Origin of the sequence: Methylobacterium sp. DB0501, from assembly GCF_011043735.1 — a bacterium.
Taxonomy (GTDB): Bacteria; Pseudomonadota; Alphaproteobacteria; order Rhizobiales; family Beijerinckiaceae; genus Methylobacterium; species Methylobacterium alsaeris.
In genome coordinates this window covers 39,526-63,576 of record NZ_JAAKGV010000019.1, presented here as the reverse complement: position 1 = coordinate 63,576, position 24,051 = coordinate 39,526, and the positions used below count along the sequence as shown (strand labels likewise).

Sequence of the window (24,051 nt, the reverse complement as noted above, 5' to 3'; positions counted from 1 at the left end):
TCGGGGGTCATGCGAACGGCGGTGCAGGACGGGCCTTGGTCGAAGCAGGATGGTCCCGAGCGCCGACCTTTGCCCGCGACGTCCGTAGCTCCCGGTCAGTCTGCCGCCCTGGGGTCCGGGATTGCCCGGCACTGGACGAGGTGCGGGCTGAGCATGATGCCGGCGGTGTCGTCCATCGGCACCTCGATGGTGCATCGAAGCCCTTCCGGAGCGAAGTCGATGTGCGCCACGCCGCCAAGCTCGCGCCCGATGCACATCGAGATCAGGCGCGTGCCGAAGCCCCGGTGCTTCGACACTACGACCGGCGGACCGCCTGCCTCAACCCATTCGAGGCGGAGGTGCCGCATGCCGCTCTCGCCGAGGACGACCTTCCACCCGACCTGGACTTGGCCGGCCGGTGTCGACGGCGCCCCGTACTTCGCCGCGTTCGTGGCGAGTTCGTGAAGCGCCATTCCCTGGGCCAGCACGTGCCGCTGCGGCAACTCGACATCGGAGCCGCCGACGACGAACCGCTCGCCCGCTGTCCGGTAGGCGCCGATCTTGTTCCTCACCACCTCGCGCAAGGGTGCGCCATTCCAGTCGTCGCGGGTGAGGAGGTCGTGTGTCTTCGATGGGGCCATGGAGCAGGCGACAAGCAGGCTCCTGCCGATTCTCGCGCACGGGTTCGAGGAGCGGAAGCGGGACGCCGCGGCCCAGGAGCAGGTCCATCAGCTCCTAGCGCGCATGAGGGCTGAAGGGTTGTACGGTTGAGCGGCCGCCACTTCCTCACTCAATGAAGTGCCGAGGCTCAGTGGCAAGACCGACGGTGTCGCGGGCCAGGTTACTGTCGAGGACAGCTAAACCGTACGGTGTGACCAAGGCGTCAGTGGCTCAGTCTTAGTGTTCGGGACCGCACTCCGCGTCAAGGTTCAGTCGCACCGTACAGACCTGTGTCCCGTGCTCGTCGCGCACAAAGGCCACGAAATCGCGGTGGCCGTCCTGCGGCGGCGCCTCCCTGCCGATATCAGGAAGTGCCGCGATCGCCGCGTCACGCGCCGCGCGGAGGTTCTCGTACTCCTGACCTTCGTCGTCCTTCAGCCACAGCGAACCATCCTGGAAGTCGAGAAAATAGCGTGGCATCAGATTGCGTGAGCTGGATATGGCGGGACCGTATGGACCTAGAAACCCTGCCAGCGCCATTGGTTGCATAGGTTAATCTACGGAGCGGCGGACACCGGCCAAGCCGATGAAAAACGCCGAATTTCTGAGCATCTGTGCACTTGTGTACAGACAGCCGTTCAAGCGTTGCGGTAAATAGGAGTGACCCGACACAAACAGAAGCAAACCGCCACTGCTCCATGCCGTCTGCCCTTCAACCCCTGCTCAGTGGCAACCTACTCCTCAGCGCCCTGCGCGTGCCCGACCGCGCGCTGCTTGAGCCGCATCTGGAGCTCAAAGCCTACCGGCGCGGTGAGGTGTTGTTCGAGGCTGGCGTGGATGTCAGCCATATCGCCTTCCCGCTCGGCCCGTGTGTGGCCGCCCTCGTCATCGGGCTGCAGGATGGTCGCGCCGTTGAGACCGCTACAGTCGGCCATGAGGGCGCCATCGGAGGTGTTGTCAGCCAAGGATTGCTGCCGGCGTTCAGCCGCGCGGTGGTGCAGGTTCCCGGCTCCGTGATGCGGGTCGAGGCTGCGGTCCTCCAGCAGATCAAGCAGACCTCTCCAGGCCTGCGCAACCTGATGACCCGCTACTCCGACTGCCTGCTCGCTCAGGTGCTGCAGTCTGTCGCCTGCAATGCCAGCCATACGATCGAGGCTCGCTGCGCTCGCTGGCTGCTGAGTCTACAGGACCGGCTCGGCAGTGAGGTCCTGCCGATCACCCATGAGGTGCTGGCGGAGCTGTTAGGGGTGCAGCGCTCCTATCTCACACGCACGCTGCGAACTCTCCAGGAAAAGGGCCTGATCCAGGTGCGCCGCGGGCGTATCATTATCGAGAGCCGGCTTTTGATGGAAGCGGCGGCCTGCGAGTGCCACGGCGCGGTCAAGCGGCATTTCGAGACGGTGCTGGGCGCCGTCTACAACGCCTCAGGCACGCTCGTATCGCTCCGCCCTGTGCCAGCGGACGCTCCGCCAATGTCTCAGGCCGTCTGAGGATCATCTCCTACACTGAAACCAAGCTCACACGCCTGCCTGACAAACACATGCCCTGGTCCGACGATCCCCTCGACAATGTCCCGAAGCAGAGCTTCAACGACGTCGTGCGACTGGCGGCCGAACTCTGCCAGGTTGCGCATGCCGTGATCTGCCTGCAGGCGGGTGAGCGTTTCCAGGTGCACACCTCTTACAGTTCCGCTGATGCTGTCAGCGTGCTGGACACCAACGTGTGCGCCGATGCTGCTACGGCGGATGAACTGCTCATCATCCCTGACCTGCATAAAGATCCAGGGCTGCAAAGTCGGTCGCGACTTATCAAGGGAGCACTGACCCGCTTCTACGCAGCCGTGCGGCTACAGTCGGCTGACGGCAGATTATGGGGCGTGCTGTGCGTGCTGGATCCTGCACCGCGCCCGGTTGGCCTCACGCAGGCGCAGCAGGAGTGCCTGCGCAGTCTTGCCCGTCAGACGGTCACACTGTTGGAGGCGCGGGCTGCTGCCCGCACGCACCGCGCACAGCGGATGCTGCACGAGCGCATCCTTGATAGTGCGACCGACTATGCAATCATCGCCATGGATCATGGCGGCCGGATCACGCGCTGGAACAGCGGGGCCGAGCGCATCCTGGGCTGGCGTGAGGCCGAGGTGTTGGGTGACCCAGCTCACCTGTTCTTCACTCCTGAAGACCGCGCCATCGGCCGCCCGGAAACCGAGATGGAGCTGGCCCTGACCCAGGGCAGCGCCCCGGACGAGCGCTGGCACCTGCGCAAGGATGGGGAGCGGTTCTGGGCCAACGGTGAGCTGATGCCACTCAAAGCCGAGAACGGCACCGTGCAGGGCTTTCTCAAAATCCTGCGCGATCGCACTCAGCAGCGCAACGAGGCGGCCGAACGCAACGCCAGTGAGCTGCGCTTCCGCTCGCTCGTGGAGGTCAGCCCGCAGGTGGTCTGGTTCGGCGATGCCGCCGGCAACATCACCTACTGCAATCCAGTCTGGTACGAGTACACCGGTCTGACCCCAGGCGACACCAGCGGCGACGGGTGGGCCAGCGCCATTCATCCCGACCACCGTGACCGGGTGCTTGGGGTCTGGAGGCGCGCGGTTGAGACCGAAGGCCCCTACGAAGTCGAAATCCCGTTACGTCGCGCCAGTGATGGCCAGTACCGCTGGTTCCTCGCCCGGGGGCGGCCCATACGCGACGCTGCCGGCATCCTGGAAAGCTGGATTGGTATCGCGCTCGACATCCACGATCGAAAGGAGGCTGAGGGCGCGCTGCGCGGCGCGCAGGAGCAGTTGCGCCTTGCCGTCGAGGCGACTGAAACGGGCGTGTTCGACTACGACCTCGTCGCCGACGAGCTCAAGTGGGACAACCGTATCCGCTCTTTTTACGGCCTGGCGCCGGATGCCCACGTCGACCTCACTGTCCACCTGGCCCGTGTGCACCCCGACGACCACGATCGAGCGGACAAGGCGGTGGCCGCTGCCGTCGATCCGGACGGCGCCGGCATCTATGACATCACCTATCGCACAATCGCCCCGGAGGACGGCACCGAGCGTTGGGTGTCTGCAAAGGGGCAGACCCTGTTCGAGGGCGGGCGACCGGTACGCCTCATCGGCACCGCCCGCGATGTCACCGAAAGTCGGCGGGCCGAGCAGACCCTGCGCGAGACCGAGGAACGCTATCGCCTCGCGGGGCAAGCCACCAACGATGCGATCTGGGACTGGAACCTCACCAGCAACCACGTGCTCTGGAACGAGGCGATGCGGGTGGCTCACGGCTACACGCCCGATGCGGTCGAGCCGACCGGCGACTGGTGGATCAGCCACATCCATCCTGACGATCGTGGGCGTATTGACGCCTCTATCCATGCCGTCATCGATGGAACTGGCACCTCCTGGAGCGACGAGTACCGCTTCCTGCGCGCTAATGGCTCCTATGCCGACATCCTCGACCGCGGCTACGTCATTCGTAACGCGCAGGGGAAGGCAACCCGCATGATCGGGGCGATGCTGGACATCACTGAGCGTAAGCGGGCGGAGGAGCATCAGCGGCTGCTCACAGGGGAGTTGCAGCACCGGGTCAAAAACACCCTGGCGATGGTCCAGGCGATTGCCAGCCAGACGCTCCGTGGTGCCACAGACCTTGATGAGGTTCGCGAGGCGTTCAGCGCACGCCTGATCTCGTTAGGCCGGGCACACGACATCCTCACACAGGCCAGCTGGACGGCTGCACCAATCGCTGATGTCATTGAAGGCGCCCTGTGCGTCCATCAACAGACCAGTGCCTCACGTATCCGGATCAGCGGTCCAAACGTGTTGCTGGCGGCCAAGCCTGCGCTTGCGCTGTCGTTAGCGTTACATGAACTGGCCACCAACGCTGCGAAATATGGCGCGCTCTCGAACGGTGATGGCTTCGTGGACTTGCGCTGGCATGTGGTCCACGAGGGCGAAGCCTCTAAGTTCTGCCTGACCTGGACCGAACAGGGCGGGCCGCCAATCCTAAGTCAGCCCGCGCGGCGTGGCTTCGGCTCCCGGCTGATTGAGCGCAGCTTTGCCGCCGAGGTTAACGGCGAGGTCAAGCTCACCTACGCTCCAACTGGCCTGGTGTGTCGCTTGGAAGCAAGCCTTGCCTCTATGCAGGACGTGCATGTCGAAGCCGTGGCTTAGCGGCAATCTCCTGTGAGAAAGGCGGTTTGTATACAGCCAAGCTGAAACCTTCCGCCCAACCACCATCTTATTTTCACATGAGTTTAGATGCTGAGCCCCCTCCCGTTGTCGCTCTGGTTGCCGAGGATGAGTTCCTGATCAGAATGGAAACTGCCGATACCCTGGCCGACGCAGGGTACAAAGTCCTGGAGGTGGCCAGCGCTGATGCGGCGTTGCGCTATTTACAGGAGAAGGACGGCGTCGATCTGCTTTTCACTGACGTGAACATGCCAGGTAATCTTAACGGCTTCGATTTAGCCCGCGAAGTCGCTCTCCACTGGCCTGAGATCCAGATCGTGGTGTGCTCGGGGGCGGCTAAACCTGGTCCTGGAGACCTCTCCCCTAAAGCCCGCTTTATCGACAAACCCTACTCTGCTGGGCTGGTCGAGCAGGTGCTGCGTGAGTTGCGGACCGTGTGAGGTTCCTTGAACTAAGAAATTTTCCCCGCCATGCACAGGGGTATTTAACAGCTGAATTTATGGACCCACGGCTTGGCTTGCACGTTCTAACGGGAACGCTGGCGCCGCATACGGCAACGGCGAAACGATTGAACATTGCAAAGAGGACACATTTATATGGCCGCCAAGCAGAAGACCTTGCAGGATGCGTTCTACGAGACCCTGAAGGACGTGTACTATGCTGAAAAGCAGTCGGTACGTGCCCTGAAGAAGTCGGCCAAGGCCGCTCAACATGACGAGCTGCGCCAGGCCTTTGAAACCCACGCCGAGGAGAGCGCTGGCCAGGTCGAGCGCCTGCAGCAGGTGTTCGAGATCATCGGCAAGCCGGCACGCGCGAAGACTTGCGAGGCGATGCAGGGTCTGACCTCTGAGATGGAGGAGGATCTGGAGGACTTCGGTGATAGCCCGGCCGCCGATGCGGTGCTGGCCGGCTGTGCGCAGGCTGTGGAGCACTACGAGATCGCCCGCTATGGCACCCTGAAGACCTGGGCGGCCCAGCTTGGCTATGATGACGCGGCGAAGCTGCTGGACGAGACCCTGCAGGAGGAGAAGAAAACCGATCAGCTCCTCACTGAGATCGCCGAACGCATCAACGTCGAGGGTTCCGAGGAGGATGCTGAGGACGCTGACGAGGGCGAGGTGAAGGGCAAGAGCCGTCGCGCCACCAAAGCCTCTGAGGAGGACGTCGAGGACGAGGATGCGGCTGAGACCAAGGCCAAGGGCCGCCGCAAGGTCGCTTAAGGCCGCTTTATAAATGTATGAGACGGGAGAGGCGCCGTAGGGCGCCTTTTCTGTTTTTTATCTACCGAATAAGCGGCCGCTTGGATCCTAATTGCAGGCAGCCGCTCTCCACCATCACCGGCCCTTTGTGCGGTCAAGCTAACGAGTTGTGATCCTAAGGGTATCTGGCAGCGAACGTACAGTGACGCCTCACCAGCCGCAGCGGTATGTTGATGCCTTGCAGGTTATGGACAGTTATCCAGAGGCTGTGATTTCAGCGGTTGCGCTCTAAGTTGCAACCCTGTCGCCTGCTATGGTCTTGCCCTCAAGCCACACAACCTATTGATGTCTCCCCTTTCTGACCGCCAGCGCCTCGAACTCGCAATTCCGGCCTACCTCCTTTACGCCTTGACCGCCATCCCAGGCGTGTTCGTCCCGGCCAAATCGGAACTGGCAGTGAGGGCTGAGGCCGACATCGCTGCTTTGCGCGCCAACCTCAAAGCTGCCTGCTTCGAGCCTTTCGCTGACCTTCCCAGCAAGAAACAGCAGGCTCTCCTGCGTCGGATCGATCGCATTGGGAAAGGCGTGATCAATGGATGGAGCAAACGGCCAGCGCTCAGCATCATGCTGGCGCTCTGGTACTTCCTGAAGGATCTCACCGATCGAGAGGTGCTGATCCTGTGGGAAGGCTCCGCGATGGAGCAGGCGACGAGCAAGCTCCTGCCGATGTTCGCTCATGGCTTTGACGAGCAGAAGCGCGACGCCTCGGCTCAGGCCCAGGCTCACCAGTTGCTCATCCAGTTGCAGGCGGAGGGGCTATATGGCTGAGTGGTATCGGGTGTGAGGCACGCTTCACCCGCCGACCTGAGCCCCAATGGTTAACGCCGCCGGCAGATTTTGCCGGGTTCTTCAGGATTGATTAACCCTTACATGAAAAATTGGCTTCGTAGCCCAGCGTTAGGAGGATTTCCTATGAGCTACGAAACCATCGCAGCTGTGCTTGCAGTTGCGCAGGCAGTCGTAACGGTAATGCGTGCATCCGGGAAGTTGTAGCGCATCACCTTTGTAAGTCAGCAGCCCTGGAGCTTTGCCCCAGGGCTGTTTGCTTTTGTGTTCTTCACACTCGGCGAGCACGGTTAATGTCTGGTTAACGCAGCGCGATCGTACGGCGAAGCTGTGTAAGAAAAACGACCGTTTCCCTTACACCGCCGAAACTGGACGGCCAACGCGGTCAATCCGAGAGCCCGACACGCTAACTCTTGTTAGGATAGCGTGTCGGGAAATCAAATGTCAGAAACTCCCTTGTAAGCAGACATTCCTGACACAGCGCGCGCGGGACCGCTTTGGGTCAGCAGTTCGCATGCCGCGATTTCGGCTATGCGCCAGAAGCAGGCCTCCGTCCGTATCTGTCGAAAGGTCTGCTGTTACTAAGCGAACGGACGCTGCTGGCGATGGTGCGGGCGCAGCAGCGGGCCCGCGCAGGGACCGAGCTGTCCCTCACCGCTCGCGTGGAGCGTAGGGGCGGTAGAAATCCGCCCCCGTCCAGGCCGGCATCGTGAAGGTTGCCGCTGAGGCGCCGGGACCGAAGCTCTCGGCACGGTTCGGATCGCCGCCACCGTCGTAGGTTGCGATGACCGGATACGGATAGGTCGGGCGGGTACGGAGGATCGCCGTCGACGAGATCGGTGCGCCGGCCCGCGGCACGGCCTCCGGCCGATCCGCTCCGGACGGACCCGCCGGACGCCCACCAGGACCCCATAGGCCGGGCGCGCCGAAGTCGCTCGCCACGTTCCGCTCAGGCTGGCGCGCGATCACGGCGCCGGGGGGCGTGCCGGCCTCGACCCAGGCCAGCATAGGGGTGAGGAGATCGACCTGGCTCGGCCCCACACCACCGGAGCAGTGGTACATGCCGGGAAAGAGGTAGAGGCGCGAGAAGGCCGCTGCATGCTCCTTACCCATCTGCGCCTGGAGGGCCGTCAAGTACGCAATGGTGTTGACCGGCGAGATGTGCGGGTCGGCAAGTCCGTGCCACAGAATGAGCTTGCCGCCCGCAGCCGCGAAGGGCGAGAGGTCCGGGTTGGTAGCGTCGTAGAGCGGGTGCAGCGGCCGCAGGCGCTCGAACAGGGCACGGTCGAAAACGAGATCGTCGAGCACGAAGCCGGCCGGCGGGTTCGGCGTGAACACCATGTTGCGTAGAGCTTCGAGGGCGATGAAGCGACCGAAGACCGGCTGGTCGGGACCGACCGGCACGTACACGCCGGCCCAGGCCAGCTCCGAGCCGGGCAGCGGGCCGCCCACTGTCAGCCGTTCGCCGGTCGCCGGGTCGCGCGGGTCATCGTAGAGCTTGCGCGCGGCCGCAACCTCTGACGCGGTCAGGCAGGTATTGGGGTCCTGGCTCTCGGATGCGCACTGGATCCGGGCAGGATCGAACCGGCAGGCGAGCGGATCGGAGACGAGGCCGTCCGCGATACCGTCGAGGCCGTCGCAGGCCTGGAGCACCGCTGCGTGCAGGAGCTGCAGTCGTCCGGCGAGCAGGATCGCCCTGCCGTCCGGACCAGTATTTGCGCGCACTTGCCAGGCGTGGAACAGGGCGTTCTGCACCTGGAAGTTCATCGCCGCGGCGCCCGCGACGATGCCATTGAAGTCGTTCGGGTAGCGCTGGGCCTCGACCAGTGCCTCGCGGCCGCCGTCGGAGCAGCCGGTGAAGTAGGCGTAGGCCTGGGGGCGCCCGTAGAAGGCCGCGATCAGCCGCTTGGCGGTGAGCGCAGTGAGATGTTGGGCGCGGTGGGCGAAGTCGGCCCGCTTCTGCGGGTCGTCGCCGAACGATGCGTCGCGGCCCTGGTGGCCCATGTCGGTGCTACCGACGACGAAGTCGCCGGCCTGCAGGGGCAGGCAGCCCTCGGCGGCGCCCGGGGTCAGGCGGATGTTGCCGCACAACCCTCCGCACCCAACCTGAAGGTAACGCTGGGTCCAAGTCTCGGTCGGCAGCCGCACCTCGAAGCCGATGCTCGGCGCGAGCATGCCCTTTACGGCGCAGGCCGGTGCCGCTCCGTCCGACGTGACAGCGGCTTCTGTGATCCGGCTGCCGGCTCCGCCTATGTCGTCGAGCGCGACCGTGGCAAGATCGGTGCAGGCCCGCGCGGGCTTCACCACGGCCAGAACCGGCACTTGTGCCGCTGCGATATCCGTCCCGCTCGATTGGGCCAGGGCCTGCAACGGCAACCACAATGGCAACGCTATGGACAGCATCGCGATAATCTGAGCCGGCCGGAGCGGTCGCGAGAGGTTGAGCATGGGACGGCGTATTCCTTAGATCGACGTGCTTGCGGCGTTCCGATCTTCGCGATCTTGCACGGACAGCCCGTTCCTCGTGATGATGTCGTCGGCATCCGGTCCAGTCGCGAAGCCGATGAACGCGTCGCAGGACGCACGATCAGCCGAGAGGATCGATATTCCGGCCTCGAAGACCGTGATCGATTGCGCCTCCGCGGGGAGTGGGCCGACGATCTGGACACCCTCGACGCCGATCATCTCGCTGAGCTGCTGGAAGCCGAGGCTCGCCTCGCCCCGTGCCAACAGGGAGGCGACGGAGGTACCCGGCGGCGCCTGGATGGCGCGGCGGGCCATCTCGTCCGCAAGGCCCCAGCGCTCCCAGAGCTGTCGCAGATGGTCGCCGCTCGGGCCCGTCGAGTAGCAGAGGGTCCCGCCTTCGAGCATAGCTCTGCGTAAAGCCGCTTCGTCGCAGAGGTCCGGATGGGGTGCGCCCACCGGGACTGCCACGGCGATGCCGGAGCGCACGAAGGTGGTCCGGCTACCGGGGAGGAGGTGCCCCTCGCTTTCCAATCGTTCCATGACGCCGGAGGCGAGCACAACGAGGTCGATGGCGGCTCCCGACCGGATCAGGCGCGCTGCGTCGACGCCGCCCATCGAGCGGAACGCAACTCGGCCTCCGGTGCTTCGATGGTAGGCCTCGGTAAGGTCCGCAAGAACCTTGCGGGTCGCCATTGAGGAGAGGCCGGTGATCGGGTCGGTCATCGCTCGCTCCTGAGTGGGTCAGTCGACGTAGCGCAGGCCGGCCTTCGCCAGGGTCTCGCGCATCCCGTAGAGGTCGAGGCCGAGTACACCGGAAGCCAACTTCTCGCGCTTGGCGCCCTCGTTGGCCTCGCGGGCAGCGGCGGCGTCGGCGACCTTGCGAGCCCACTCTGCCGGCACGACCACGACGCCGTCGTCGTCGGCCACGACTGCGTCGCCCGGATTGACCAGGGTGCCGGCGCAGACGACCGGGACGTTCACCGAGCCCAACGTCGCCTTCACGGTGCCCTTGGCAGAGATGCACTTGCTCCAGACCGGGAAGCCCATTTCGGTCAACACCGCAACGTCACGTACCCCAGCATCAATGATCAGGGCGCGGGCGCCGCGGGCCTTGAAGCTGGTGGCGAGCAGGTCGCCGAAATAGCCGTCTGTGCATTCCGCCGTGATCGCCGCCACGACCACGTCACCCGGCTGGATCTGCTCGGCAACGACGTGCATCATCCAGTTGTCGCCCGGGTGTAGCAGCACCGTGACCGCTGTACCGGAGACCTGCGCCCCCTGGTAAATCGGGCGCATGTACGGCTTCAACAGCCCGACACGGCCCATGGCCTCATGCACCGTCGCGCTGCCGTACCGAGCCAGTTGGTCGACCGACCCGCGGTCGGCTCGCACGATCGTTCGTCTCACAACGCCAAGTTCAGTCATGATGTCCTCCTCGATTCCCAGTCATCACTTGCCGCGGGCCTTCAGGGCGGCGTCGAGGCGCGGGTAGACGCGACGGGCATTGGCCTCGTAGATCTTGTGGCGATCCTCGGCGCTGAGGTCGGCCGCCTCGACGTAGCGCTTCGTGTCGTCGAAGTTGTGCCCGGTCTCGGGGTCGATCCCGCGCACCGCGCCGACCATCTCGCTGGCGAACAGGATGTTTTCGACCGGGATGACTTCGGTCAGCAGATTGATCCCGGGCTGGTGATAGACGCAGGTGTCGAAGAAGACGTTGCGCAGGAGATGCTCGCGCAATTCCGGCTTCTTCAGTGCCTGGGCAAGGCCTCGGTAGCGACCCCAGTGATAGGGCGCTGCCCCACCACCATGCGGGATGACGAAGCGCAGGGTCGGGAAGTCCCGGAAGAGGTCGCCCTCGATCAGTTGCATCACCGCAGTGGTGTCGGCGTTGATGTAATGCGCGCCGGTGGTGTGGAAGCAGGCATTGCAGCTCGTCGAGACATGGACCATTGCCGGGATGTCGTACTCGACCATGCGCTCGTAGATCGGGTACCAGTACCGATCGGTGAGCGGCGGGCTCTTCCAGTAGCCGCCGGTTGGGTCCGGGTTGAGGTTGAGGCCGACGAAGCCATATTCCTGCACGCAGCGATCAAGTTCGGGCAGACAGGTCTTCGGGTCGACGCCGGGGCTCTGCGGCAGCATTGCAGCGCCGATGAAGTGATCGGGGAAGAGCTGCGCCACCCGGTAGCAAAGCTCGTTGCAGATCGAGGCCCACTCGGCCGAGACCGAAAAGTCGCCGACGTGGTGTGCCATGAAGCTGGCGCGGGGGCTGAAGATTGTCAGGTCGCTGCCGCGCTCGCGCATCAGCCGGAGCTGGTTCTGCTCAATCGACTCGCGGATCTCGTCGTCGCCGATCCTGAGGTCGGCTCGGTTCGGGCGGGCGGAGGGATCGCGGAGGGCCGCGACCTGGCGGTTGCGCCACTCCTCCAGGGCCGTCGGCGCTGTGGTGTAGTGGCCGTGACAGTCGATGATCATCGTCGCGCACCTTGCGAAAGGAGGGGAGCCGGCGGCCCGGTGCGGGCCACGCAGCGGGTAGGCTTTGTCGTTAGTGGGCGGAGGCCTCGCGCGGCTGGCCGGCGGCACCCGCGCGAGCCTGGGTCAGGGCAATCGCCACGGCGGCGCAGAAAGCCGGTGCCGCGAGGGTCAGCAGGATGGCGCTGAAGTCCCAGCCGAGCCCGAGCAGCGTGCCCCCGAAGGCCGAGCCGAGGATGCTGCCGAAGCGTCCCATGCCGAGCATCCAGCTCACACCGGTGGCCCGCGCCACGGTCGGGTAGCAGCCCGGCGCGAAGGCATTCAGCCCCGTCTGCGCCCCACTCATGCATAAGCCGGCGGCGAAGACGAGGAGCGCCAGCGAAGACGACATCACCCCGGCAACCGAGAGGGCGATAATCATCAGGCCGCCGCCGAGATACGCCGCGCCGATCACAAAGGCCGGCCGCGTCCGGTCCATCACCCAACCGACGATCACAGCGCCGAGCGTGCCGCCGATCTGAAACAGGGCAGTTACGGTCGAAGCCGTCTCGATCGACAAGCCGGCGTCGCGCATCAGGGTCGGCAACCAGCCGGTGAGCAGGTAGATGACCATGAGCCCCATGAAGTAGGTCACCCAGAGAGCGACCGTCGTCACGGCGTAGCCCTGCGAGAACAGCACGCCGATCGGCTTGCGGGTCCGCAGCGGGGGCTCATCCGTCACGAAGGTCTCGGTGCCGGTGAAGCGATGCCCGGTCACCCGACCGAGGGTCGCCGCGATCTTCTTCGAGCTCGCGCCGCGCAGCGTCAGGAGCCGAGCGGACTCAGGCAGAAACAGCACCAGGAACGGCACCAGGGCGAGCGGGACCGCGCCGCCCAGGAGCAGCACCGAGCGCCAGCCGTAGGCCGGGATCATGTGCGCCGCGGCAAAGCCGATCGCCGCCGAGCCGAGATTGAACCCGGTGAACATGATGGTGATCATCAGAGAGCGCCGGCGCAACGGCGCATACTCGGAGAGCAACGTCGAGGTGTTGGGCATCGCCGCCCCCATGCCGGTGCCGGCGAGGAAGCGCAGCAAGGCCATCTCGGTCGGGCTCGTCGCGTAGGCGGCGATTGCCGTGAACAGGCCGAAGATCAGCACCGAGACGATCAGCACCGGCTTGCGGCCGAACCGGTCCGAGGACGGACCGGCGACCAGCGCCCCGACGACGAGGCCGAAAGGCGCGGCGCTCATCACCAGGCCGAAAGCCGGGCGCGATATGTTCCAGTCGGCGAGGATCGACGGCGTGACGAAGCCCATGATGGCGACGTCCATCCCGTCGGCTACGACGACAAGGAAGCATAGGGCCACGAGGAACCACTGGTAGCGGCCGACCGGCCGCTCGTCGATGAAGGACTTGATCTCGACTGATCTTGAAGGTGATGAGACAGACATTCGTGCGCTCCTCCCGGGGCGGCGCTTGTATCGTGAAGGGTCCGGGTTCTGGCGCCCGGTTGGTTGAGGGGTTAGGACGCGATGCCGTTCGTGGAGAGATCGAGCTGCACATCGTCGTCGGGGCCGTGGTGGCCCGGCAGCGGCGGGGTGCCGTGGCTGTGGAAGGTCGGGATGGTTTTCAGGCCCCAGGCCTGGCCCTTCTTCCGCTCCTCTTCGGTCCAGCGGATCGGCTTCCAGTCCGGGGCCAGAACCAGGCGCGCGCCGGCATTCGCCACCTCGACCCGGTGGCCGCCGGGCTCGAACACGTAGAGGAAGAAGGTCTGCTGGACGGCGTGCTTGTGCGGCCCGGTCTCGATCGGGATGCCGGCCTCCAAGAAGATGTCGGCGGCGCGCAGGATCTCCTCGCGGCTGTCGAGTGCGTAGGTGATGTGGTGGAAGCGGCCTTTGATGCCGTGCGCTTCCTTGGTGTAGGCGAAGTCGTAGCTCTTGTTGGTGGCGGTCAACCACATCCCGGCCTCTTCGCCGGAGTCGAGCACGATTTGCTCGGTGAGCCGGAAGCCGAGCGCGCTCTCGAAGAACTCGCGGTTGGCCTTCACGTCGACAGCGAGGCAGTTGAAGTGGTCGAGGCGGCGCACGTTGATCCCGCGCGCTGGGAAACGCTGAGCCTGGTTCTTGAGCGAGGGGCGAAGAGCCTCCGGTGCCTGGTACCACTCGGTCTCGTAGTAGATCTCGACGACGTGGCCGTCGGGATCGTGGAAGCGGTAGGCCGGCCCGTGGCCGAGTTCGCCCTCGTGCCAGCCGAGCCCAAGGCCGGTCGCCTCGATCGCCTTCACGCGCCGCTGCAGCGCCTGTGGGCTACGCGCCCGGAAGGCGGCGTGGCCGAGGCCGGAGGTGGTTGAGGCGGTGAGCTGGAGCGAGTAGCGCTCGTAATCGTCCCAGGCCCGCAGGTACACCGAGTCGCCCTGCCGGCCGCTCTCGGTCATACCCATCACGTCGACGAAGAAGCGCAGGCTCTCCTCGGGCTTCGGGGTCAAAAGTTCGAGATGGCCGAGATGGGCGACGTCGAGGATCGGTTCTTGGTCCATGGGGCGTGTCCTTCCGGAATTGGTGCCGTTCGTTCGCGGCTCTGTGGGGTCAGAGTGCAGGCGGTTCAGGCCGCCGCGGGCTCGCGGGCGGCGTCGAGCACCGCGAGAGCGTCGAGCAGCGGGCCCAGCCCATCTTCGAGCGCGGCGTTGCTGAGCCGGCGACCGAGGTGGCCGGACCGCTCCTGGCGCTCGGCGATGGCCGTGCTCATCACCGGGGCAAGGCCGGCGTCCCGCACCGTGCGAGCGACCTCGCGCATCTCCTCGGCTCGGCGCTTGCCGTGCTGCAGCGGGCGGCCGATGAGGTAGCGGGCGAGGCCCGGCCAATCCGGATGAGGCAGCGTGTCAGCGAGCGAGGCCAGCACCGGCTCCTCGACGCCGTAGTGGCGCGCGGTCTGCAGGCACTCGATCACCAAGGCCTCCAGGCCCTTGATCATCACGCTGCGGCACATCTTGACCGACGAGGCGTGCCCGATCGTCTCCGATACAGGGGTGAGCTGCATTCCGAATGGCGTCATGGCCTCGACGAAGGCCGAGGTGTGGGGGCCGCCGAGCAGCATCGGCGTGCGCAAGCCCTGGGGCGGTACGCTCGCCATCACGGCCGCCTCGACGTAGCGCCCGCCCGCCCGGGTCACGAGACTGGCCGCCTCCTGCTTGGTAGTGGGCGAGACGGAATTCACATCGACGATGAGGGGATTGTGCGTGAGGCCGCTCGTCAGCGCCTCGGCCGCCGCCAGCACCGAGCCCGCCGTCACCGACAGGAAGACGACATCAGCCGCAGCGGCCGCTCCGGCAGCGCTCGCAGCAAGGGTCACGAAGTCTGTTGCAGCTGCCCGGGCTTGCGCCGCAGCGTCGACATCGAACGCCGTGATGCGATGAGCGCGGCCATTCGCGTGGATGTCGCGAGCGAAGCGGCTCCCGACCTCACCGAAGCCAATGATGGCGAAGCGCGATCCTTGCGGAATGCTCGAAAGCATGGCGGTCTCTCCCCGGCGCTACCTTCAGCCAGGCGCGCCCTTGTTCGTCGGGCGTCCGCTCGATTGCTCGTGAACTGGACGCCGGGGATGTCCTATGCCTCGCTGGGCCCAACGTCTTATCGCTTTTTCGGCGCCTTGCTATAACCGGTGGTAATATCGGCGAGGCCGGCCTGCGAGATCTCGCGCACGTAGGTGCGCAGGCACTCGGTGAAGATCCGCCCGCCGGCGGGAAGCGGCCGGTCGTAGGGGAGGATCAGGCCGGCGGGCCGGTCCGGCGCTGCGAACGGCAGGGGCACGACCTGCAAGGTACCGCGCAGGAGATCTCCAGCCAGCATCAGGCGCGGCATCACGGCGATCAGGTCGCTGGCGTGCAGCATCTCGCGAATGAAGCCAGAGGAGCTGGAGCGCAGCGAGGTTGAGGGGGCGAGGCCGAGGCGCGCCATCACCTGCTCGATCTCCTGACCCACCCGCTGACTGACAGTAGGCAGGACGATCTCGTAGCGGCGCAAGGTGTCGATCGCCGCCGGCTCGGAGAGGACGGGGTGCCCGGTGCGCGCGAGGATCGAGATCGGCTCGCTCCAGAGCGGCTCGCGGGTGAAGTGATCGGGATGTGCCGGGGCGTAGAGGCGCCCGACCACGAGGTCGACCTCCCCGGCTGCGAGGAGCGGCAGCAACTCCTCGGTCCGCCCCTGCTGCAGATCAACGCGGATCTCGGGGTGCTCCGCCTTGAGCCGCGCCAGCACTCCCGGGAGGATCCCTGCCGCCGCGACCGGCAGGGCGCCGATCGAGACCGAGGCTCCGCCTGCCTCGGTGTGCCGGTCGAGTTCATCGTCGAGAGCGCGCACCTCCGCGAGGATACGGCGGGCCGCGCGCACGAGGACCATGCCGATCTCAGTCGGCCGCACGCCCCGGGCATGCCGTTCGAACAACTGCACCTGAAGCATGCCCTCGATCTCGTGCAGGCTCTTGGTAAGGGCTGGCTGTGTCACGCCGAGGATCGACGCGGCCCTGAGCAGGCTGCGATGAGTCTCCAGCGCGTCGACCAGGCGGAGATGGACGAGCTTGAGCCGTTGGTCGAGATAGCGAGACTTCATCTCCTCACAGAGTTCCTGCCGATGGCCATTGTGGCATGGGTAGCCCTATACCCGTGCACGGCTCCACCCGGCAAGGCACGCTTCAATTTAAGCTACCAGTGCATGCAAGAACTCCGCGTGCCTTCATTGTACTTAGCGGGAGAAAGAAGTCGCTGTACAAGCTCCATTGCCTCTACGAGACGATACGTGTTCAAGCGAATGTCCGGAATCCGTCGAACAGCCCATGGTAGAGTCGGTCGCCGGGAGCGTCCGGAAAGGGTCAGGAGCGTGGATTGCGCAAGCACCACCGGCACATCCGAGTAGGATCGAAAGCATCCCAGACATGGCCAAGTTGATTGGGTTTTGACTCTGGCTCGTGAACCTCAATTCACGCGCCCGCTCATGCCGCGGCGCCGATGGCTTCCAGCAGCTGCGGCAACCGGTAAGGCTTGGGGAGGAATCGCTCATCGTCGAGAGCCTCGGCCTCACGGAGCCAAGCCCGGCCCGAGGTCACGACGAGCCGGGTACGTGGCCAGCGTTCGGCGACGCGTCCCGCCAGCGCGAGCCCATCCATCGATCCCGGCATGTCGATGTCGGTGAAGACGACGTCGACGCCGCGGCGTTGCTCCAGCACCGACAACGCTGCTTCAGCCGCGGACGCCTAAGGACGGCGTAGCCGGCATCCTCCAGCATCGTGACGGCGATCATGCAGATGAGGTGTTCGTCCTCCACGACGAGGACGCAGGGGAGGGGGCGGGCGGCGAGGACATAGGGCGGGACCAGGGCGCGGGGACGGAGCGGTGCAACACCCGGATCGGGCAGGCGGTCTCAGCTTGGCGGCACGTCACCGGGACGCTGACGCGCCCTCAGCCATCGTCCTGGAAGTTGCGAAGGGGCGCCTCGACGATGCAGGCGACGCCCTCAGGCGGGTAGTCCAAGGAGAGGACGCCCCCGACCTGGCCGGTCAACCCACGCTCGATCAGCCGCGTCCCGAAGCCCTTGCGGGCGGGGAGACGCACCGGGGGCCCGCCGCGCTCGCGCCAAGCGAGCCTAAGGAGGGGACCGCCGTCACCCTCCCGGATGGACCACGACATCTCCACCCGGCCGTCCGGGACCGAGAGCGCTCCGTACTTCACCGCATTGGTGGTCATCTCGTGCAGCATCAGCGCGAGTGAGAGCGCCGCTTTCGCGCCGACCTCGATTTCGGGACCGGCGACCCGCACACGCTCCGACGCCCCCTCCAGGACGCCGATGCCTTCCCGGACGACGGCCGCGAGAGGCGCGCGCTCGGCGGCGCCTCCGACCAGGATGTCGTGCGCCTTGCCGAGCGCGATCAGGCGCCGGGAGAGCACTTCGCGCACTTCATCGACGTCGGTGGCGCCGCGCAGCGTCTGCGCCACCACGGCCTGCAGCATCGAGAACAGGTTGTTCATGCGGTGCGAGAGCTCGTGGTTGAGCAGGCGCTGCCACTCCTCGGCGCGCAGCCGCGCGACGCCAACCTCGACGCGGTCCGCCACCGCGCGCATGAACTCCAGCTCCTGAGTGGTCCAGGTCCGGGGCACGCGGTCGTGCACGAAGAACAGAGCCACCGTACTGCCGTGCTCGCGCAGCGGGGTATCAGCACAGGCGGCCACGTCGATGGGCCGAAGCGCCAGCATGAAGGAGGCGATGCGCGGGTCCGCGGCGGCGTCGTGGATCACCAGCGGCTCGCCCCACATGAGGCCGTGATGGAAGTCGCCGTACTCGGCGAAGTGGTGGTCGCCGGCCACGCTGACCTGTCCCGGCGCCGTCCAGTCCGGCTCGATGCTCACGTGCTCGCCCGTCGCGTCGAGACGGCCGAAGCCGGCGCGGCTAGCGTTCAGCGCCGTGCCGGCGACCTTGCCCACCACCCGCGTCACCTCAGCGACCCGGGTCAGGTCGCGCAGTCGGTTTCCGAGCTCCAGCAGAACGCTCTTGTACCGCTCTTTCTCGGCCAACGCGTCTCGGTTGGCCCTCTGCCCGGTGATGTCACGGACCACGCCGACGAAGCGGATAGGTCGGCCAGCCTCATCGTAATCGAGCTCGCCCTTGCGGGCGATCCAGCGCAGTTCGCCCGTATCAGGGCGGCGAATGCGGTACTCCACGTCTCGCGGGGCCTCACCGTTACCTCGCGTGGCTGCCGTCGAGACGAGGTGTGCATCCTCGGGGATGATGAGTTGCTCGAATGCAGTCGAGGGGTAGCTGTCGCGCTGCCGTAGGCAGTAGAGACGGCAGAACTCGGGCGTGGCGTGCAGGTTGCCGTCGAGGCCGATGGAGAACACGCCGACGCCGCCGGCCTCTTGCGCGCGGCGAAGCCGTGCCTCGGCCTCGCGCCGGGCGGCAACCTCGCCGACCTCGGCGAGCCCCGCCGACACGGTGCCAGCGAGTACCTCCGCGAGCCTGAGATCCGTCGAGGTGAAAGCCTCCGGCTGGCTCGACTGAAGCTTAAGCACGCCCACGGCATCGCCGGCGCGCCTGACCGGGACCAGCACGCAGGAGCGAAGGCGAAGGGAATCGACGAGATCCCGCTTGACCCGGGTATCCTCCAGCACGTCGGATACCAGCACGAGTTCGCCGGGGAGCAGGCACGCCCCCGCAAGGCTGCCTCGTAGCGGCACCCGCAGCCCGGCATGGGAAACGAGCGCGCCTTAGGTGGCGCGATAGATGAGCTCCTCGCCGTCCCACATCGCAATGACGGCGTCCTCGGCATGCGGCACGGCTTCCATCGCACCCGTGACCAACGCGTCCAGCATGACGCCCAGATCGCCCTTGGCCCCGGACAGGGCGGCCTGGGTGCGGATCAGTTCCTCGCTCTGGCCGAGCAGGTGGCGCTGTTCAACCAACGCGCGGCGCAGCTCCATCAGCGCCATGACCTGTCCGGCAAGCGCACGGAGGGACTCGGCTTGGCTAGGCGTGAGCCCTGACGGCCGCGGAGCAACGTCGATGACGCAGAGGCTCCCCAGCGCCTTGCCGTCCGGCGTGCGCAGGGGGGCGCCGGCGTAGAACCGGATGCAAGGTCCGCCGGTCACCAGGGGGTTCGCCCGCGTGCGCGGGTCGCGGCTCAGGTCGGGGATGACGAGCAGGTCCGGCTCGATGAGGGCGTGGGCGCAGACGGACGCGTTCAGGTCCGTCCCGCATTCCGGGAAGCCGAGGCGGGCCTTGAACCACTGCCGGTCGCCGGCGACGAGGCTGACCAGGGCCACTGGGGTCTCGCAGATGTTTCGGGCGAGCAGGACGATGTCGTCGAAGCCCTTCTCCGGCGCGGTGTCGAGGATCCCGTAGGCGGCCAGGGCCGCAAGCCGATTCGGGTCGACGACGGTGTCCAATGTGGGTGCGGGTACGCTCATCGGGGGACCGGCGCTACTTGGCCTCGCGCGGAACCGACGGGCGCGGGGCGTCTGGGGATACGGGCCATGCGTCGCCTATTCGCTTCGCTCAGGCGACGCTTGAACCCGTCCCAATAGCGCGAAACCGGCGCGCGGTGCAGCCGATGCCCGCGCCGGATGCCGAGAAGGCGGGGGATCCCCCAAGCCGTCGCCCTCGCGGGGTCGTCAGGGCGCCGCGATGAGCTCCTTGATGCGCGAGGCCAGCGCCTCCATCACGAAGGGCTTGGTCAGCACCTGCATGCCCGGCTCCAAGTGGCCGTTCCCGACCGCGGCGTTCTCGGCGTAGCCGGTGATGAACAGCACCTTCAAGTCCGGTCGGCTCACGCGGCCAGCATCGGCCATCTGGCGCCCGTTCATGCCGCCCGGCAGGCCGACGTCGGTGACGAGCAGGTCGATGCGCACGTCCGATTGAAGCACCTTCAATCCGGCGGCCGCATCCGCCGCCTCGATGGCGGTGTAGCCCAGGTCCTCCAGGACCTCGGTGACCAGCATGCGGATGCTCGGCTCGTCGTCGACGATGAGCACCGTCTCGCCTTGCTCGGCGCGCGGGGCCGAGGCGAGGTCCGGCATGCTGTCGGCGCCCTCCGCCTCGCCGTAATGGCGCGGCAGGTAGATGCACATCGTCGTTCCCTGCCCGACCTCCGAGTAGATGCGCACCTGCCCGCCGGACTGGCGCGCGAACCCGTAGATCATGGACAGGCCGAGCCCGGTGCCCTGGCCCAGCGGCTTCGTGGTGAAGAACGGGTCGAAGGCGCGCGCGATGACCTCCGGCGTCATGCCGGTTCCGGTGTCGGTCACGCACAAGGACAGGTACTGCCCCTGCGGTAGATCGCGCTCGCGCGCGGCGCGGTCGTCGAGCCACTTGTTGGCGGTCTCGATGGTGATCCGGCCGCCCTCCGGCATGGCGTCGCGCGCGTTGATGCAGAGGTTCAGCAGCGCGTTCTCAAGCTGCGGCGGATCGACCAGCGCCGGCCAGAGACCGGCCGCGCCGACCACCTCGATGTGGATGGCCGGTCCCACGGTTCGGCGGATCAGGTCCTCCATGCCGTGGATGAGGGCGTTCACGTCGGTGGGCTTCGGGTCGAGGGTCTGGCGCCGCGAGAAGGCGAGCAGGCGATGGGTCAGCGCCGCGGCCCGCTTCGAGGCTCCCTGGGCTGCGTTGATGTAGCGGTCGAGGTCGGTCAGCCTGCCCTGGCTCATCCGGGTCTGGAGGAGCTCCAGGCTGCCGGAAATGCCGGTGAGCAGGTTGTTGAAATCGTGCGCCAGGCCGCCGGTGAGCTGCCCGACCGCTTCCATCTTCTGTGATTGCCGCAGAGCCTCCTCGGTCCGCGCGAGCGCCTGCGCGGCCTCCTTCTCGGCCGTGACGTCCCGGCCGACAGCGTGGATGAAGTCCGCGTCCGGCACCGCCGTCCAGGACAGCCACCGGTAGGAGCCGTCCTTGTGCCGGTAGCGGTTCTCGAAGCGGGGAATGACCGAGCCGGCCGAAAGGTCGCCGGCGGCCGCGGCGGTCGAGGCCGCGTCGTCCGGGTGGACGAGGTCCATGAAGGAGCGCCTGACGAGCTCGTCCCCGCTCCAGCCGAACAGCGCGGTCCAGGCCGGGTTGACTGCCACGATGGTGGCGTCGAAGCGCGCCACCAGCATCACGTCGGTCGAGAGGCGCCACATGCGGTCGCGGTCGCGCGTGCGCTCCTCGACCTGCTGCTCCAGGGTCGCGTTAAGGCTCTCAAGCTGGGCCGTGGCACGTTTGCGGTCCTCGATGTCGGTGTTCGTGCCGATCCACCGGACCACCGCGCCGCCCGGATCGCGGATCGGCTCGGCCCGAACGAGGAACCAACGATAGGTCGCGTCGGCGCGACGGATGCGGAATTCAGTCTCGTAGAGGGTGCCGTCGGCGAGCGCCGCCGCCCAGGCCCGGCCTGCGGCCTCGACGTCATCCGGGTGTACGATGGACGCCCATGCCCTCCCGTCGAGCTCGCCCGGCACGGTGCCGGCGTAAGCGTGGACCTGCTCGTTGAACCAGTAGAGGTCACCGTTCGCATCGGCGGCCCAGACGTGGTTCGGCATGGCCTGCGCGAAGACCCGGAACTGCTCCTCGCTCTCGCGTCGGCTCGCCTCGGCGCGGAAGCGCTCGATGGCGGCCCGGGTGCGCTCGGCGACGTCGCGCACGAAGGCGAGCTTGTCGGTGCGCCAGTCGCGCGGCTGCCGGTCGTGCAGGAAGAAGAGCGCCACGACGCGCCCGTGCTCCATCACCGGCACGTTGATCAGCGCACGCGCGCCGACCGCGAGGAGCGCCCCGGGGTTACCTGCCGTGCGCGGATCGACGGTGACGTCCCGGATCACGACTTCACGGCCTTCCACCAGGCCGGCGCGGACCTCGCCGAAATCGGCGAAGCGGTGTCGGCCGGCGACGCTCGACACACCCGGGGCCGTCCAGTCCCGCTCAATATCGACGTGCTCCAGCGTCTCGTCGACCGTGCCGTACCCGGCCCGGTCGAGACCTAGCGTGCGGGCCATGATCTCGGCGCCGACGGCCGCCATCTCGGCGGTGTCGCGGCATTCCTGGAGGCGGTCGCCGATGGCGATCAAGGCGTCCCGAAAGGATTCCAGCCTGCGGCGTTCTGTGAGGTCGCGGGTGACAGTACCGTAGCCTGTGACCGCACCCTCCGCGTCGCGGACCGGGAAGATGGTGTAGTGGACGGGGACCGCGGCGCCGGTCGAGAAGTTGCGGAATGCGAGGTCGCCTTCCCAGAAGGCGCTGTCGCGCGCGGCCGGGAGCGCCTCATCCAGCACCCTGGTCCTGTCGCCGGGCTCGAAGTAGTCAGCCACGTCGTAGCGGCGGGCTTCCTCCAGGCTCGCGAGGCCAACGAGCCCGCGCCCCGCCTCGTTCACGAACTCGACCTTCCCGTCGAGGTCCGCGAGGCCGATGAAGTCGCTCGATTGCTCGACGAGGGCCGCGAGCCGGCGCGCCCGCGCCTCGGCGGCCCGGGCTTCGGTGATGTCGCGGACCGTGCCGACGAAGCGAATGGGCCGGCCGTCCCGGTAGACGGTGTTGCCGCGCGCGGCCAGCACGCGCTCGGCGCCGTCGTGCCGCCCGACGACGCGGTATTCCAGCTCGAAGCCCTCGCGCGCGCCGATGGCGGCCTGGACCGCGCGGTCGGCCCGCTCCCGGTCGTCCGGGTGAACGCCAGGCAGGAAGGCCCCTTCGTAGGAGACGGGGTCGTCGGCCGACAGGCCGAACAGGGCGCGGGTGCGCGCGTCCCAGGTGAGCGCGCCGGTGACGAGGTCGTAATCGTAGATGCCGGTCCCGGCCCCCTCCAGGGCCAGCCTGAGCCGGTCCTTCGCCTCCTGCAGGTCAGCCCTGGCGCGGTGCCGCTCGGCGATGTCCGTGACCATGACAAAGATGCCGTCGACGACACCGCTCGCGGTCCGGCGAGGGATGTACCGGATCTCCGATTGCCGGGGGATGCCGTCCCGGTACGGCATCAGCGCGTCGAATGTGACGTCCTCGCCGGCGAGCGCGCGCGACATGAAGGGCAGCCGGGCCAGGTAGACGTCCTCGCCGACGACCTCGCGCACCGGCCGGTCCAGGATCTCGCTCGCGGGCCGTCCGAACCAGGCCTCGTAGTGCCGGTTCACGAACCGGTAGACGTGGTCCTGGTCGATGAGGCTGATGAGCACCGGCAGCGCGTCGGTGACGACCTGAAGCTCGTCGCGGACGCGGCGTGTCTCGCCCTCCGCGACCGTCGCCTCGGTCCGGTCGCGCAGGATCTTGAGGAAACCCAGATCTGCGCCGTCCGGCGAGCGCAGGGGCATCATCTCGCCGCTCGCCCAGAACCGCGAGCCGTCCTTGCGCAGGTGCCAGCGCTCGTCCGCCGCGCGTCCCGTCTCGGAGGCGCACCGCATCTCCGTCCGCGGCCGACCCGCGGCTCGGTCCTCGGGGGTGAAGAAGGTCGCGGCCGGCTGCCCGACCATCTCCCCGGCCGACCAGCCCAGGATGCGCTCGGCGCCCGGGTTCCAGGCGGTGACGCGCCCTTCGTGGTCGGTGGTGATGATGGCGAAGTCGATGGCGCTGTCGAAGACTGCCCGGCAGAAGGCCGAGGTCGGCTCGCAGGGTATGCGCGGAGAGGAGGCGTGCAAGGCGGGGTTACGCGGAGTGTTCGAGGATAAGGCGGGCGCCCGAGGAAGATGGGAGCCGCTTGCCCGTCATTTGAGGCGAGGCGTAGGCCGACCCAAGAGGCTTACGCAACCTGCGCCCACCACGCCGCGTCGCACGCGGGCGTTCCT

At 66.8% G+C, this 24,051-nt stretch carries 19 protein-coding genes; 5 read left to right on the top strand and 14 right to left on the bottom strand.

Going from position 1 to position 24,051, the window contains the following annotated elements:
- Positions 1 to 95 precede the first annotated feature (95 nt).
- Both G4G93_RS24985 and G4G93_RS24980 read right to left on the bottom strand, forming a co-directional pair.
- On the bottom strand, positions 96 to 620 hold the full coding sequence (locus tag G4G93_RS24985) for a sensor histidine kinase (protein ID WP_060848517.1): 525 nt from the start codon (positions 618 to 620) through the stop codon (positions 96 to 98).
- Positions 621 to 876: 256 nt separating this feature from the next.
- Positions 877 to 1,119 carry a DUF6894 family protein gene (locus G4G93_RS24980; protein ID WP_060848518.1) on the bottom strand — a complete coding sequence of 81 codons (243 nt, stop codon included), beginning with the start codon at positions 1,117 to 1,119 and terminating at the stop codon, positions 877 to 879.
- A 218-nt stretch (positions 1,120 to 1,337) separates the two neighbouring features.
- Here G4G93_RS24980 and G4G93_RS24975 point away from each other — a divergent pair, with 218 nt between their 5' ends.
- From G4G93_RS24975 to G4G93_RS24955, 5 genes are all read left to right on the top strand, one after another.
- On the top strand, positions 1,338 to 2,129 hold the full coding sequence (locus G4G93_RS24975) for a Crp/Fnr family transcriptional regulator (protein WP_060848519.1): 792 nt from the start codon (positions 1,338 to 1,340) through the stop codon (positions 2,127 to 2,129).
- Positions 2,130 to 2,179: 50 nt separating this feature from the next.
- Positions 2,180 to 4,798, top strand: coding sequence for a PAS domain S-box protein (locus G4G93_RS24970; protein ID WP_165088415.1), 2,619 nt, complete (start codon positions 2,180 to 2,182; stop codon positions 4,796 to 4,798).
- A gap of 26 nt (positions 4,799 to 4,824) precedes the next feature.
- Entirely contained in the window at positions 4,825 to 5,256 is a 432-nt protein-coding gene (locus G4G93_RS24965; RefSeq protein WP_312892260.1) for a response regulator, read from the top strand.
- Positions 5,257 to 5,412: 156 nt separating this feature from the next.
- A complete protein-coding gene (locus G4G93_RS24960; protein ID WP_244533364.1) occupies positions 5,413 to 6,036 on the top strand; it encodes a ferritin-like domain-containing protein in 624 nt (207 codons plus the stop codon).
- 324 nt (positions 6,037 to 6,360) lie between these two features.
- The gene (locus G4G93_RS24955) at positions 6,361 to 6,843 is read left to right on the top strand and encodes a hypothetical protein (RefSeq protein WP_060848522.1); all 483 of its coding nucleotides are present in this window, start codon (positions 6,361 to 6,363) and stop codon (positions 6,841 to 6,843) included.
- A 669-nt stretch (positions 6,844 to 7,512) separates the two neighbouring features.
- Here the strand turns inward: G4G93_RS24955 and G4G93_RS24950 are convergent.
- From G4G93_RS24950 to G4G93_RS36795, 12 genes are all read right to left on the bottom strand, one after another.
- Entirely contained in the window at positions 7,513 to 9,309 is a 1,797-nt protein-coding gene (locus G4G93_RS24950) for a tannase/feruloyl esterase family alpha/beta hydrolase (protein ID WP_082742646.1), read from the bottom strand.
- A 15-nt stretch (positions 9,310 to 9,324) separates the two neighbouring features.
- Complete coding sequence (locus G4G93_RS24945; RefSeq protein ID WP_063920060.1) at positions 9,325 to 10,050, bottom strand: substrate-binding domain-containing protein; 726 nt, start codon at positions 10,048 to 10,050, stop codon at positions 9,325 to 9,327.
- Between the two features lie 18 nt (positions 10,051 to 10,068).
- Positions 10,069 to 10,752, bottom strand: coding sequence for a 4-carboxy-4-hydroxy-2-oxoadipate aldolase/oxaloacetate decarboxylase (ligK, locus tag G4G93_RS24940; RefSeq protein ID WP_060848523.1), 684 nt, complete (start codon positions 10,750 to 10,752; stop codon positions 10,069 to 10,071).
- Between the two features lie 24 nt (positions 10,753 to 10,776).
- Positions 10,777 to 11,802, bottom strand: coding sequence for an amidohydrolase family protein (locus G4G93_RS24935; protein ID WP_060848524.1), 1,026 nt, complete (start codon positions 11,800 to 11,802; stop codon positions 10,777 to 10,779).
- 70 nt (positions 11,803 to 11,872) lie between these two features.
- Complete coding sequence (locus G4G93_RS24930) at positions 11,873 to 13,231, bottom strand: MFS transporter (RefSeq protein WP_060848525.1); 1,359 nt, start codon at positions 13,229 to 13,231, stop codon at positions 11,873 to 11,875.
- A 71-nt stretch (positions 13,232 to 13,302) separates the two neighbouring features.
- On the bottom strand, positions 13,303 to 14,316 hold the full coding sequence (locus G4G93_RS24925) for a catechol 2,3-dioxygenase (protein WP_060848526.1): 1,014 nt from the start codon (positions 14,314 to 14,316) through the stop codon (positions 13,303 to 13,305).
- 65 nt (positions 14,317 to 14,381) lie between these two features.
- Positions 14,382 to 15,290: a prephenate dehydrogenase/arogenate dehydrogenase family protein gene (locus tag G4G93_RS24920; protein ID WP_060848527.1), complete on the bottom strand. Its 909-nt coding sequence runs from the start codon at positions 15,288 to 15,290 to the stop codon at positions 14,382 to 14,384.
- A gap of 116 nt (positions 15,291 to 15,406) precedes the next feature.
- The gene (locus G4G93_RS24915; RefSeq protein ID WP_060848528.1) at positions 15,407 to 16,384 is read right to left on the bottom strand and encodes a LysR substrate-binding domain-containing protein; all 978 of its coding nucleotides are present in this window, start codon (positions 16,382 to 16,384) and stop codon (positions 15,407 to 15,409) included.
- Between the two features lie 379 nt (positions 16,385 to 16,763).
- On the bottom strand, positions 16,764 to 16,997 hold the full coding sequence (locus G4G93_RS24910) for a response regulator (protein ID WP_312892266.1): 234 nt from the start codon (positions 16,995 to 16,997) through the stop codon (positions 16,764 to 16,766).
- A 232-nt stretch (positions 16,998 to 17,229) separates the two neighbouring features.
- The gene (locus G4G93_RS36630; RefSeq protein ID WP_082742647.1) at positions 17,230 to 18,999 is read right to left on the bottom strand and encodes a GAF domain-containing protein; all 1,770 of its coding nucleotides are present in this window, start codon (positions 18,997 to 18,999) and stop codon (positions 17,230 to 17,232) included.
- A gap of 30 nt (positions 19,000 to 19,029) precedes the next feature.
- Positions 19,030 to 19,707, bottom strand: coding sequence for a GAF domain-containing protein (locus G4G93_RS36625; protein WP_060848530.1), 678 nt, complete (start codon positions 19,705 to 19,707; stop codon positions 19,030 to 19,032).
- 225 nt (positions 19,708 to 19,932) lie between these two features.
- Entirely contained in the window at positions 19,933 to 23,904 is a 3,972-nt protein-coding gene (locus G4G93_RS36795; protein WP_060848531.1) for a PAS domain S-box protein, read from the bottom strand.
- Between the last annotated feature and the right edge of the window lie 147 nt (positions 23,905 to 24,051).